This is a genomic window from Rhizobacter sp. P5_A1, from assembly GCF_056400745.1.
In genome coordinates, this window is sequence record NZ_JBFUKR010000009.1 from 1 (window position 1) to 12,697 (window position 12,697).

12 protein-coding genes and 1 pseudogene are annotated in these 12,697 nt (G+C 67.5%); 4 read left to right on the forward strand and 9 right to left on the reverse strand.

Annotated elements, in window-relative coordinates; all coding sequences use genetic code 11:
* Positions 1-415 (reverse strand): annotated as a pseudogene (locus tag AC1DTW_RS11890) (hypothetical protein); the annotation flags it as partial.
* Between the two features lie 171 nt (positions 416-586).
* Between AC1DTW_RS11890 and trxA the strand changes: the two are divergent.
* The 4 genes from trxA (at position 587) to AC1DTW_RS11910 (ending at position 4,621) form a co-directional block, all read left to right on the forward strand.
* On the forward strand, positions 587-916 hold the full coding sequence (trxA, locus tag AC1DTW_RS11895) for a thioredoxin TrxA (protein WP_477981322.1): 330 nt from the start codon (positions 587-589) through the stop codon (positions 914-916).
* A 286-nt stretch (positions 917-1,202) separates the two neighbouring features.
* Entirely contained in the window at positions 1,203-2,465 is a 1,263-nt protein-coding gene (gene rho / locus AC1DTW_RS11900) for a transcription termination factor Rho (protein WP_477981323.1), read from the forward strand.
* A 94-nt stretch (positions 2,466-2,559) separates the two neighbouring features.
* On the forward strand, positions 2,560-2,820 hold the full coding sequence (locus AC1DTW_RS11905) for a type B 50S ribosomal protein L31 (RefSeq protein WP_477981324.1): 261 nt from the start codon (positions 2,560-2,562) through the stop codon (positions 2,818-2,820).
* A gap of 142 nt (positions 2,821-2,962) precedes the next feature.
* Entirely contained in the window at positions 2,963-4,621 is a 1,659-nt protein-coding gene (locus tag AC1DTW_RS11910) for a hypothetical protein (protein ID WP_477981325.1), read from the forward strand.
* On the opposite strand, the gene phoR is transcribed toward AC1DTW_RS11910, so the two are convergent.
* The 8 genes from phoR to glmM form a co-directional block, all read right to left on the reverse strand.
* Complete coding sequence (gene phoR / locus AC1DTW_RS11915; RefSeq protein WP_477981326.1) at positions 4,572-5,924, reverse strand: phosphate regulon sensor histidine kinase PhoR; 1,353 nt, start codon at positions 5,922-5,924, stop codon at positions 4,572-4,574. The two genes, AC1DTW_RS11910 and phoR, sit on opposite strands and share 50 nt — an antisense overlap.
* A 22-nt stretch (positions 5,925-5,946) precedes the next feature.
* Entirely contained in the window at positions 5,947-6,684 is a 738-nt protein-coding gene (gene phoB / locus AC1DTW_RS11920; protein WP_477981327.1) for a phosphate regulon transcriptional regulator PhoB, read from the reverse strand.
* Positions 6,685-6,697: 13 nt separating this feature from the next.
* Positions 6,698-7,405, reverse strand: coding sequence for a phosphate signaling complex protein PhoU (gene phoU, locus AC1DTW_RS11925; RefSeq protein ID WP_477981328.1), 708 nt, complete (start codon positions 7,403-7,405; stop codon positions 6,698-6,700).
* A 19-nt stretch (positions 7,406-7,424) separates the two neighbouring features.
* Positions 7,425-8,210, reverse strand: a complete 786-nt coding sequence (pstB, locus tag AC1DTW_RS11930) for a phosphate ABC transporter ATP-binding protein PstB (protein ID WP_477981329.1) — start codon at positions 8,208-8,210, stop codon at positions 7,425-7,427.
* A 13-nt stretch (positions 8,211-8,223) separates the two neighbouring features.
* Entirely contained in the window at positions 8,224-9,096 is an 873-nt protein-coding gene (gene pstA / locus AC1DTW_RS11935; protein ID WP_477981330.1) for a phosphate ABC transporter permease PstA, read from the reverse strand.
* Position 9,097: 1 nt separating this feature from the next.
* The gene (gene pstC, locus AC1DTW_RS11940; protein ID WP_477981554.1) at positions 9,098-10,009 is read right to left on the reverse strand and encodes a phosphate ABC transporter permease subunit PstC; all 912 of its coding nucleotides are present in this window, start codon (positions 10,007-10,009) and stop codon (positions 9,098-9,100) included.
* A 158-nt stretch (positions 10,010-10,167) separates the two neighbouring features.
* Positions 10,168-11,208, reverse strand: a complete 1,041-nt coding sequence (gene pstS, locus AC1DTW_RS11945) for a phosphate ABC transporter substrate-binding protein PstS (protein ID WP_477981331.1) — start codon at positions 11,206-11,208, stop codon at positions 10,168-10,170.
* A 150-nt stretch (positions 11,209-11,358) separates the two neighbouring features.
* A complete protein-coding gene (gene glmM, locus AC1DTW_RS11950; RefSeq protein WP_477981332.1) occupies positions 11,359-12,687 on the reverse strand; it encodes a phosphoglucosamine mutase in 1,329 nt (442 codons plus the stop codon).
* Between the last annotated feature and the right edge of the window lie 10 nt (positions 12,688-12,697).

The following is a 12,697-nucleotide window of genomic DNA, read 5'->3' on the forward strand; positions in this document are numbered from 1 at the left end:
GCGCCAGAAGCTCGCGCGCGACGGCCCAGTGCGCGGCGCGGGCGCTCGGCGGCAACGCCGCGGCAGCGCGCACCAGTTCGTGCGCGGTCGCGACCAGCGCGGCGACCGCCTGCTCGAAACCACGCGCGTCGCGCCGCGCCCAGGTCGCGCCCCAGGCCTGCGAGCGCAGCAGCGCGGCCGCGTTCAACGCATCGAGCGTCGGATCGAAGCTGACCTGCCCGAGCTGCGCCGGCGCGGGCGGGCCGAGACTCGCCGCGAGTGTCTTGGTCGTCTCGATGCGCGGCATCCAGCCAGCGGCGCGGGCGAACGCGCGCCGCGCCGGCGCGAGCAATTGCGCGAACGGCACGAGCACGACCGCGTCGCGCAGCACGATGCGCTGCGCATCGGTCCACGCGCTCACGGTGTCCGCGATCACGCCCCACCGATCCCGGGCGTAGACGTCGTTTTCAAGAGCCAGCCGCACTATCGTTGCCATAGGAATCAAGACGGCCGCAGGCGGCGCCGCGCACCGCGAAAGTTGGGGCTTTGTGTCAGAATCATTGTGCCTTGCCACCCATTTCGAGCGGTGCAGACAGAAAGACCAACCATGAGCAGTGAACTGATCAAACACACTTCGGACGCCTCGTTCGAGACCGATGTGCTGAAGTCTTCGAAGCCGGTGCTCGTCGACTATTGGGCCGAATGGTGCGGCCCGTGCAAGATGATCGCGCCGATCCTCGACGAGGTCTCGAAGGACTACGACGGCCGCCTGCAGATCGCGAAGATGAACGTCGACGAGAACCGCGACGTGCCGGCGAAGTTCGGCATCCGCGGCATCCCGACGCTGATGCTCTTCAAGGATGGCCAGCTCGCCGCGACCAAGGTCGGCGCCCTGTCGAAAGCCCAATTGACCGCGTTCCTCGACGGTCATCTATAATCTCGTCAAACGCTGCGGGAATCGGTGCTTTACCGAAGCGACCGATTCCCGCCGCAAGAGATTCGCCACCACGCCCTGAGGTCCGCTGAACCAGCGGCCTCGACGCCCGAACCGGCGCCACGTGGATTCGGCAGCAACACCACTCCAGTTTTCTCGCAGTTCCGTTCGCGCTGTTCCGTTCGATCAGCAGCGCCCAAGAGCACCCCAAGCGGCTGCCCTCGGGTCGACCGAACGCCCGGTGATGCCCGATCAGGGCCATCGCCAATCACTCCCAGGGTGTCCACCCATGCATTTGTCCGAACTCAAGTTGATCCACGTCTCGGAGCTCATCACGATGGGCGAAGCGCTGGAGATCGAAAACGTCGCCCGCATGCGCAAGCAGGAGCTGATGTTCGCGATCATGAAGAAGCGCGCCAAGGCCGGCGAGCAGGTGTTCGGCGACGGCGTGCTCGAAGTGCTGCCCGACGGCTTCGGCTTCCTGCGCTCGCCCGACGCGAGCTACATGGCGTCGACCGACGACATCTACCTCAGCCCGAGCCAGATCCGCCGCTTCAACCTGCACACCGGCGACGCGATCGAGGGCGAGGTGCGGGTTCCGAAGGACGGCGAACGTTACTTCGCGCTGGTCAAGGTCGACCGCGTCAACGGCGTCGCCCCCGAGGAGAGCAAGCACAAGATCATGTTCGAGAACTTGACGCCGCTGTTCCCGAAGGAGCAGTTCAAGCTCGAGCGCGACATCAAGTCGGACGAGAACGTCACGAGTCGCATCATCGACCTGATCGCGCCGATCGGCAAAGGCCAGCGCGCACTGCTGGTCGCCCAGCCGAAGACCGGCAAGACCGTGATGATGCAGCAGATGGCGCACGCGCTGGTGGCAAACCATCCCGACGTGCACCTGATCGTTCTGCTGGTCGACGAGCGGCCCGAAGAAGTGACCGAGATGGTCCGCACCGTGCGCGGCGAGGTCATCAGCTCGACCTTCGACGAGCCGGCGGCGCGCCACGTGCAGGTCGCCGAGATGGTGATCGAGCGCGCGAAGCGCCTGGTCGAGATGAAGAAGGATGTCGTGATCCTGCTCGACTCGATCACGCGCCTGGCCCGCGCCTACAACAATGTGCTGCCCTCGAGCGGCAAGGTGCTCACCGGCGGCATGGATTCGAACGCGCTGCAGCGCCCGAAGCGCTTCTTCGGCGCGGCGCGCAACGTGGAAGAAGGCGGCTCGCTGACCATCATCGGCACCGCGCTGGTCGACACCGGCTCGCGCATGGACGAGGTGATCTACGAGGAGTTCAAGGGCACCGGCAACTGCGAGATCCACCTCGACCGGCGCATGGCCGAGAAGCGCGTCTACCCGTCGATCCTCTTGAACAAGAGCGGCACGCGGCGCGAGGAACTGCTGCTGCAGCCCGAGATCCTGCAAAAGACCTGGATCCTGCGCAAGCTGCTGTACCCGATGGACGAGATCGAGGCGATGGAGTTCATCCTCGACAAGATGAAGTCGACGAAGAACAACCACGACTTCTTCGACATGATGCGCCGCGGCGGCTAGCCGCAGCGTGCAGGCTATAATCGCGGGTTTTCCGCTTTGGAAAGTGCGCCGAACGGTTCGGCGTGGCTCCCGCAAACTCAAGCCGAGGTCTCCCATGAAAGAAGGCATTCACCCCACGTACCGCGAAGTCTGCTTCGTGGACCTGTCCAATGGTTTCAAGTTCGTGACGCGCTCGTGCGCGCAGGCCAAGGAAACCATCAAGATGGAAGACGGCCGCGAACTGCCGCTGTTCAAGCTCGAGAGCACGAGCGAATCGCACCCGTTCTACACCGGCACGCAAAAGAGCGTCGACTCGCTCGGCGGCCGCGTCGAGAAGTTCCGCAACAAGTTTGCGCACCTGGGCGCGAAGAAGTGATCGCGTCACGTCGACGCTCTGTCGACCGCAAAAAGGCAGCCTCGGCTGCCTTTTTTGTTGCCCGCTTACCGAGCGCTCGACTTGCTGCATCATTCGCGCCTGACCGCGTACGACCGAATTGAATTCACCCAATCCCGCCCTCGTGACCCAGCGCGCCGCGCAGCGGCTGCCGCGCATGGCCCTGATGCTGTTCTGCGCCGCGTACGTGCTCCCCGGCGTCTTCGGGCGCGACCCGTGGAAGAGCGCCGACATCACGGCTTTTGGCTACATGGCGAGCATCGCGCAGGGCCGAAGCCCATGGTTCGCGCCGACCGTCGGCGGCTTGCCGGCCGACGCGGCGCTGCTGCCGTACTGGCTCGGCGCCTCGTTCATCAAGCTGCTCTCGCCGTGGCTCGACCCTGCCCTTGCCGCCCGCATCCCGTTCGCGCTGCTACTCGTCGTCGTGCTGGTGCTGACCTGGTACAGCTGCTACCACCTCGCGCGCACCGAAGCCGCGCAGCCGCTGCCGTTCGCGTTCGGCGGTGAAGCCGACCCGATCGACTACGCGCGTGCGATCGCCGACGGCGCGCTGCTCGCGCTGATCGCGTCGCTGGGGCTGCTGCAGCTCGGCCACGAGACGACGCCCGAACTGGTTCAATTGGCGAGCGTCGCGTTGTTCGTCTATGCGCTGGCGGCGAGCCCGTTCCGCGAGTCGCAAGCGAGGCTTGCGGTGCTCGGCGCCCTGCCCGCGCTGGCGGCCAGCGGCGCACCGGCGATCGCGCTGGCGCTCGGCCTGGTCGGCGCGCTGATCTGCCGCGCCTCGGGCTACGAGCCGGCGCGACGCTTCGTGCCCTGGATCGCCGCGAGCGCGGCGCTGTCGGCCGCCACAGCGACGGCGCTCGGCGCGTGGGGCTGGCGCGTGAGCGGCGGCTCGCTGTCGCCGTCCGGTCTGTGGGATCTGCTGCGCCTGCTCGCGTGGTTCACCTGGCCGGCCTGGCCGCTTGCGGTCTGGACCCTCTGGCGCTGGCGCGGCCACCTGTCGGATCGCCACATCGCGATCCCGCTCGGCTGCGCGGGCGTGAGCCTGCTCGTCTGCGTCGCGATGGGCGGCTCCGAGCGAGCGTTGATGCTCGGCCTGCCGCCGCTTGCGGTGCTGGCCGCGTTCGCGCTGCCGACCCTGCAGCGCAGCACCGCGGCGGCGATCGACTGGTTCTCGGTCTGCTTCTTCACGATCGGCGCCGCGGCGATCTGGGTCTACTACACGGCGATCCAGACCGGTGTCCCGCCGAAGGCCGCGGCCAGCATCGCGCGTCTCGCACCGGGCTACGTGCCGAGCTTCTCGGTCTTCACGCTCGGACTCGCGGCGCTCGGCACGCTCGCCTGGCTCTGGCTCGTGAAGTGGCGCACCGGCCGCACCCGGCACCCGCTGTGGAAGAGCCTGGTGCTGCCGGCCAGCGGCGTCGCGCTGTGCTGGCTGCTGGTGATGACCTTGCTGCTGCCGCCGCTCGACCAGGCGCGCAGCTACCGTTCGCTGGTGCAGCGCATCGCGCGGGTCGTGCCCACCGGCGCCTGCATCGCCGCACCTGACATGCCGCGCGCGCAGGTCGTCGCGCTCGAGTATCTCGGCAGCTACCAGGTCGATGCAGTGACGCCGGCGGCCGCCGCGCGCTGCGAGTATCTGCTGCAGGTCCAGCCGCGTCAGAGCGCCCGATCGCCCGGCGCCGGCTGGAAGCTGCTCGGGCGCGAACGCCGCAACACCAACGAAGAAGAGATCACTGCGGTGTATCGGCGAACGCGCTCCGTGCTTCGCCAACCCCCGTGACACAGCGCACGCGCGCCGCCGGGAAGACGAGCCTGAAGGTCGAGCCGCGCCCGAGTTCGCTTTCGATCGCTAGCTCGCCGCCATGCCGCTGCGCGACGTGCTTGACGATCGCCAACCCGAGACCGGTGCCGCCGGTGTCGCGCGAGCGGCTGCCGTCGACGCGGTAGAAGCGCTCGGTCAGGCGCGGCAGGTGTTCGCGCGCGATGCCCAGTCCGTTGTCGATCACGGCGATCTCGCCGGCGCCGTCGGCGAGCAGGCGCCAGCTCAGCTCGATGCGCCCGCCCTCGGGCGTGTAGCGCACCGCGTTGTTGACCAGGTTCGTGATGGCGCTCAGCAGTTCGTTCTGCGCCCCGGCGATCTGCGCCTCGACGCCGGACGGGAACACCAGCGCGTGCCGGCGCGCCGACAACACGCGCGCGTCGGCCTCGACCTGCGCCAGCAGCGGCGCCAGCGCGATCCAGCGATCGGTGTGCGGGCGCGGGCTGCCCTCGAGCTGCGACAGCGTCAGCAGGTCGCTGACCAGCGTGCCCATGCGATCGGCCTGCTGCGTCATCAGCGTCAGCACGCGTTTGCGTTCGACCTCGGTCAGCGGCAGGTTCGTCATCGTCTCGATGAAGCCGGCGAGCACGGTCAGCGGCGTGCGGATCTCGTGCGAGACGTTCGCGACGAAATCGCGCCGCATGCCGTCGGAGCGCTCGCGCTCGGTGATGTCCTGCGACAGCACCAGGCGCTGGCCGTCGCCGTACGCGCGCACGAGCACCGAGAGCGTGCGGTGCCCGCGCGGGTCGGGAATCTGGATCGCGTCGGTGAATCGGCCCGCCTGCAGGTAGCCGACGAAGACCGGCGCGCGCACCAGGTTCGTCACGCGCTGGCGCCGATCGCGTTGCGGGTCGAGCCCGAAGTGATCGGCGGCGAGCGAATTGCACCACTCGATCTGGTCGCCTTCGTCGAGCAGCATCACGCCGTTCGGCGAGGCCTCGATCGCCGACAGGAACTGCGTCAGCCGGTCGCGCTCGGTCTCGGCGGCGCGCTCGCGCAGCCGGATCGAACGCTCGATGCGGTAGCCCAGTTCGCCCCACAGCCCAGCGTCGCGCGGCGCCTGGCCCTCCTGCGAGCCACGCAGCCAGTTGATCAGGCGATAGCCATGCAGGGTGTCGCGCACCGCGATCACGCCAAGCGCAAACGCGAAGCCGAGCAGCGCACCGAAGAGCGGCACGCTGTGGCCCGGGATGATGTCCCCGACGACCCCGCCGAGCGCCATCGCGATCAGCGCGGCGGCGATCCGCGGCAGCAGCCAGGTCATCGGAGCGACACCCGCGGCCGGCTCACGCCGAAAGCGCCTGCGCCTGCGATGTCGACGCGGCGCCGCCCTGCTGCGTCAAGCGATAGCCCGCACCGCGCACGGTCTCGATCATCTGGGCGCAGCGCACCGGCGTCAGCGCTTCGCGCAGGCGCTTCACGTGCACGTCGACCGTGCGCTCTTCGATGAAGACGTGGTCGCCCCATACGCGGTCGAGCAGCTGCGCACGGCTGTGCACGCGCTCGGGGTGCGTCATGAAGAAATGCAGCAGCCGGAACTCGGTCGCGCCGACCTTCACGTCGCGCGTCTCGCCGTCGAGCTCGCGGCTGACGCGGCGCGTCGCCGGATCGATCTTCAGCGGCCCGACCTCGACCACCGTATCCAGCGCCTCGGGTGCCTTGCGGCGCAGCACCGCACGGATGCGCGCCATCAGCTCGTTGGTCGAGAACGGCTTGGTCAGGTAGTCGTCGGCACCGGCGTCGAGCCCCTGGATCTTGTCGGCCTCGTCGGCGCGCGCGGTCAGCATGATGATCGGCATCTCGCGCGTGCGCGCCTCGCCGCGCCAACGCTTGGCCAGCGCCAGGCCCGACTGGCCCGGCAGCATCCAGTCGAGGATGATCAGGTCGGGCAGCGCACCATCGACCGCCGCCTGGGCCTGCTCGGCGTTGGCCGCGATCGTGACCTCGAAGCCCGCGTGGCGCAGGTTGATCGAGATCAGTTCGGCAATCGCGGATTCGTCTTCGACGACCAGGATGTGGCTCATCTGGAAGTCTCCGTCAACGGACCAGCGACTCGACGTCGCCGATCGCGTTGTGCCGCACGTCGGTGCCCTTGACGATGTAGATGATCTGCTCGGCCAGGTTCTTCGCGTGGTCGCCGACGCGCTCGATTGCCTTCGCGACGAACACGAGGTCGATGCTCGACGAGATCGTGCGCGGGTCTTCCATCATGAAGGTGATCAGCTTGCGCATCAGGCCCTCGAACTCCTGGTCGATCAGGTCGTCGGCCTTCAGCACCTCGACCGCCTTGTCGACATCGAGCCGCGCGAACGCGTCGAGCGCCTTGCGCAGCTGCGCCACCGCCAGCTCGGATTCGTAGCCGAGGTCTTTCACCGGCAGGCGCAGCCGGCTCGAGACGCCCGAGTTCAGCAGCCGCTGCACGGTGCGTGCGATGCGCGCCGCCTCGTCGCCGACACGCTCGAGGTTCGCGATCGTCTTCGAGATCGCGATCAGCAGCCGCAGGTCGCGCGCGGTCGGCTGGCGCCGCGCGATGATGCTCGACAGGTCGCGGTCGATCTCGATCTCGGTCTGGTTCACGCGCTCTTCGGTCATCAGCACGTCGGACGCGATCTCGGCGCTGAAGTTCGTCAGCGCGTAGACCGAGCGCGCGACCTGCGACTCGACCATGCCGCCCATCTCGAGCACGCGGGTCGAGATGCCGCTGAGTTCGGCGTCGAACTGCGTGGAAAGGTGTTTGTCGGTCATTGATAGCTCCTTGCGGCGTTCAGCCGAATCGCCCGGTGATGTAGTCCTCGGTGTCCTTCTTCTTCGGCTTCATGAACACCTCGTTGGTCGGCCCGAACTCGATCAGGTCGCCGAGGTACATGTAGGCCGTGTAGTCGGACGAACGCGCCGCCTGCTGCATGTTGTGCGTGACGATCACGACCGTGTAGTCGGTCTTCAGCTCGTGGATCAGCTCCTCGATCTTGCCGGTCGAGATCGGGTCGAGCGCCGAGCACGGTTCGTCGAGCAACAGCACCTCGGGCTTGATCGCGATGCCGCGCGCGATGCACAGCCGCTGCTGCTGTCCGCCCGAAAGCCCCGAGCCACTCTGGTTCAACTTGTCCTTGACCTCGTTCCACAGCGCCGCCTTCTTCAGCGCCCACTCGACGCGCTCGTCCATCTCGATGCGCGGCAGGGTCTCGAACAGCTTCACGCCGAATGCAATGTTGTCGTAGATCGACATCGGGAACGGCGTCGGCTTCTGGAACACCATGCCGACCTTCGCGCGAATCAGCGAGACGTCGTCTTTCGAGGTCAGGATGTTCTCGCCGTCGAGCAGGATCTCGCCTTCGGCGCGCTGCTCGGGGTAGAGCTCGAACATGCGGTTGAAGGTGCGCAGCAGCGTCGACTTGCCGCAGCCGGACGGGCCGATGAACGCGGTGACCTTGTTCTCCGGGATATCGAGGTTGATGTTCTTCAGCGCGTGAAAGTGGCTGTAGTAGAAGTTCAGGTTGCGCACCGAGAGCTTGGGCTTCTCGGTCACGGCCAGGTTGACTTTGGTGTCCATCGCGACTCCGGTCTCAGTGTTTGTTGCGCAGGAACGTGCGCGCCAGGATGTTCAGCACCAGCACCCCGACCGTGATCAGGAAGACGCCGGCCCACGCGAGCTTCTGCCAGTTCTCGTACGGACTCATCGCGAACTTGAAGATCGTCACCGGAAGGCTCGCGACGGGGCCGCTGAGGTTCGAGGTCCAGAACTGGTTCGACAGCGCCGTGAACAGCAGCGGCGCCGTCTCGCCGGCGATGCGCGCGAAGGCCAGCAGCACGCCCGTCATCACGCCGGCGCGCGCCGATTTCAGCGTGATGCTGGCGATCACCTTCCACTTCGGCGTGCCCAGCGCGTAGGCCGCCTCGCGCAGCGCGTTCGGGATCAGCGACAGCATGTTCTCGGTCGTGCGGATCACCACCGGAATCACGATCAGCGCCAGCGCCAGCACGCCCGCGTAGCCGGAGAAGCTGCGCATCTGGGTCACGACGACCGCGTAGATGAACAAGCCGATCACGATGCTCGGCGCCGACAGCAGGATGTCGTTGATGAAGCGCGTGGCACTGCCGAGCCAGCCCTTCTGGCCATACTCGGCGAGGTAGATGCCGGCGAACACGCCGATCGGCGTGCCGAGCAGCGTCGCGAGGCCGACCATCGCCAGCGAGCCGAAGATCGCGTTCGCCAGGCCGCCCTCTTCGGCCTGCGGCGGGGGCGTCATCTGCGTGAATAGCGACCAGTTCATTCCGCCGATCCCGAGGCGCACGGTCTCGACCAGGATCCAGATCAGCCAGACCAGGCCGAACGCCATCGCCGCGAGCGACAGCGTGAGCGCGAGGGCGTTGACCCGCTTGCGGCGGCGGTGCTTGGCGAGCTTGCTCGCGGTCAGTGTTGCGGCGGTCGCGTTCATCTCAGCGGCTCCCTTCGCTCTTCTTCATGCGCGCCAGCAGCAGCCGGGAGAACGACAGCACGACGAAGGTGATGAAGAACAGCACCAGGCCGAGGTAGATCAGGGAAGCCTTGTGCAGGCCTTCGCCCGCCTCGGCGAACTCGTTCGCGAGCGCCGAGCTGATGCTGTTCGCGGCCTCGAACAGCGACAGGTTGTTCAGCTGGTTGAAGTTGCCGATCACGAACGTGACCGCCATCGTCTCGCCCAGCGCGCGCCCGAGGCCGAGCATGATCGCGCCGACGACGCCGGTCTTGGTGTACGGCAGCACGACCTTGAACATCACTTCCCAGGTCGTCGAGCCCAGGCCGTAGGCCGACTCCTTCAGCAGCACCGGCGTGACCTCGAACACATCGCGCATCACCGAGGCGATGAACGGAATGATCATGATCGCCAGGATGATGCCGGCCGACAGCAACCCGATGCCCACCGGGGGGCCGGAGAACAACGCGCCGAGCACCGGAACGCCGGCGAACAGCGACTGCAGCGGCTGCTGCACGTAGGCCGACAGGATCGGGCTGAACACCAGCAGCCCCCACATGCCGTACACGATCGACGGCACCGCTGCCAGCAGCTCGACGGCCGTGCCGAGCGGGCGCTTGAGCCAAGCGGGCGACAGCTCGGTCAGGAACAGCGCGATGCCGAAGCTCACCGGCACGGCGATCAGCAGCGCGATCGCCGAGGTCATCAGCGTGCCGTAGATCATCACCAGACCGCCGTAGCGGTTCTGCACCGGGTCCCACTCGCTGTGCCAGAGAAAGCCCAGGCCGTACTCGCGGATCGCCGGCATCGCGCCAACGACCAGCGAACCGATGATGGCCGCCAGCAGCAGCAGGGTCAGCCAGGCCGCGGCGTGCGCCAGCACCGCAAAGAGCACATCGGGCCAGGCCGCGTGGCGGCGCGGCGCGCCCGGCGCACCGCCTGGATGGGTGCGCCCCTGGGCCGGGTCGTAGGACGTCGCGGGTAAGGTGGCGGCCACGGTCTTTCCTTTGCGTCAGGCGGGTGTCGGAGGAGCTTGGGCCGGGATCGGATGCCTCACTTGAAGGCGATCGGCTTGCCGGCAGCGTCCTTGATATTGTCGGCCCATGCCTTGTGGATCAAGGCCTTGAGGCTGTCCGGCAGCGCCACGTACTCGAGCTCGGCGGCCATCTTGTCGCCATGGCCATAGGCCCAGTCGAAGAACTTCAGCGCGTTGGCGGCGCTCTCCGGCTTGGCCTGGCTCTTGTACATCAGGATGAAGGTCGCGCCGGTGATCGGCCACGCGTCCTTGCCGGCCTGCTCGGTCAGGATCTGATAGAAGCTCTTGTTCCAGTCGGCGTTTGCCGCCGCCGCCTTGAAGTTCTCGTCGTCCGGCGCCACGAAGTTGCCAGCCGCGTTCTTCAGCTGCACGTGGGCCATCTTGTTCTGCTTCGCATACGCGTACTCGACATAGCCGATCGAGTTCGGCAGGCGCTGCACATACGACGACACGCCTTCGTTGCCCTTGCCGCCCGCGCCGGTCGGCCAGTTCACCGCGGTGCCCTCGCCGGCCTTGGCCTTCCATTCCGGGTTCACCTTCGACAGGTAGTTCGTGAAGATGAAGGTCGTGCCCGAGCCGTCGGCGCGGCGCACCACCGAGATCGCGGCGTCCGGCAGCGGCACGCCCGGGTTGAGCGCGGCCAGCGCCGCATCGTTCCACTTCGTGATCTTGCCGAGGTAGATGTCGCCGAGCGCGGCGCCGGTCAGCTTGATCTGGCCGGGGGCGATGCCCTTGATGTTGACCACCGGCACGACGCCGCCGATCACCGTCGGGAACTGCAGCAGGCCGTCCTTGGCCAGGTCTTCGTCCTTCAGCGGCATGTCGGACGCGCCGAAGTCGACCGTCTTCGCGCGAATCTGCTGGATGCCGGCGCCCGAGCCGACCGACTGGTAATTCACGCGAACGTTCGTCGCCTTGTTGTACGCATCGGCCCACTTGGCATAGATCGGGGCCGGGAACGTGGCGCCGGCGCCGGTGATTTCCTGAGCGAAGGAGACCGAGCCGAGCGCGCCAAGCGCGGCTGCGACGAGGGCGGAACGAACGATCGAGAATTTCATGAGCGCACCTTTTTGTGGGTGATGAATCGGATGCCGCCGACTCTAGGGACGCCGTGTGACGCGACTGTGACAGCCGCATGAGACCGGACCGGCGCGTCACAATCGATTCACGGCGCCGTCACAAAGGGCGCGCAAGCTGCGCGCCGGCGGTCATCGCAGCGTCTGTGCAATCCGCTCGGCGCAGCGCTGTGCCTGCGCTGCATCGCGGGCTTCGACCATCACGCGCACCAGCGGTTCGGTGCCCGATGGCCGGATCAGCACACGGCCCCGATCGCCGAGTTCGCGCGCGACCTCGCCCTGCACCTGCGCCAGCAGGGCATTCGCCTGCCAGTCGGTCCCAGGCTGCAGGCGCACGTTGACGAGCGTCTGAGGGAAGAGTGTCACGCCCTCCAGCAGCTCGGCCAGCGTCCGACCGCTGCGCGACACCGTCTGCAACACCAGCAGCGCACTGACGATGCCGTCGCCGGTCGTGTGCTTGTCCAGCGCCAGCAGGTGGCCCGATCCTTCGCCACCGAGCTGCCAGCCGCGGGCGACCAGCTCCTCGAGAACGTAACGGTCACCGACCCGCGCGCGCACGAAGGCCACGCCTCGCTCGCGCAGCGCGAGCTCGACCGCCATGTTGGTCATCAGCGTGCCGACCGCGCCGGGCACCGACAGACCCTGCGCGAGGCGATCGTCGACCATCAGGTAGAGCAGCTCGTCGCCGTTGTACAGGCGGCCCGCCTTGTCGACGAGCTGCAGCCGGTCGGCATCGCCGTCGAGCGCGACACCGTAGTCGGCGCCATGCGCCTTGACCGCGGCGACCAGCGCGGCCGGCGAGGTCGCGCCGAAACCGGCGTTGATGTTCGTGCCGTTCGGGCTGCAGCCGATCGCGACGACTTCGGCGCCGAGCTCGTGGAACACATCGGGTGCGACGTGGTACGCCGCGCCGTTGGCGGCGTCGACGACGATCTTCAGGCCCTTCAGCGACAACTCGTGGCTGAACGTGCTCTTGCAGAACTCGATGTAACGCCCGCGCGCGTCGTCGAGCCGGCGCGCCTTGCCCAGGCCGGTCGAGTCGACCCACTCGGGCGGCTGCTCGAGCATGGCCTCGACCTCGTGTTCCCAGGCGTCAGGCAGCTTCTCGCCGCGCGCCGAGAAGAACTTGATGCCGTTGTCGCCGAACGGGTTGTGCGACGCGCTGATCACCACGCCCAGGCTCAGGCGCAGCGCACGCGTCATGTAGGCAACGCCGGGGGTCGGCAGCGGGCCGGTCAGCAGCACATCGACACCGGCCGATGCGAAGCCGGCCTCCAGCGCCGATTCGATCATGTAGCCCGAGATCCGCGTGTCCTTGCCGATCAGCACCGTCGGCTTCGTTTCGCTGGCCTTCAGCACGCGGCCGACCGCATGGCCGAGGCGCAGCATGAAGTCCGCGGTGATCGGGGCCTGCCCGACCGCGCCGCGAATGCCGTCGGTGCCGAAATACGCTCTCGTCATGTCATGCGCC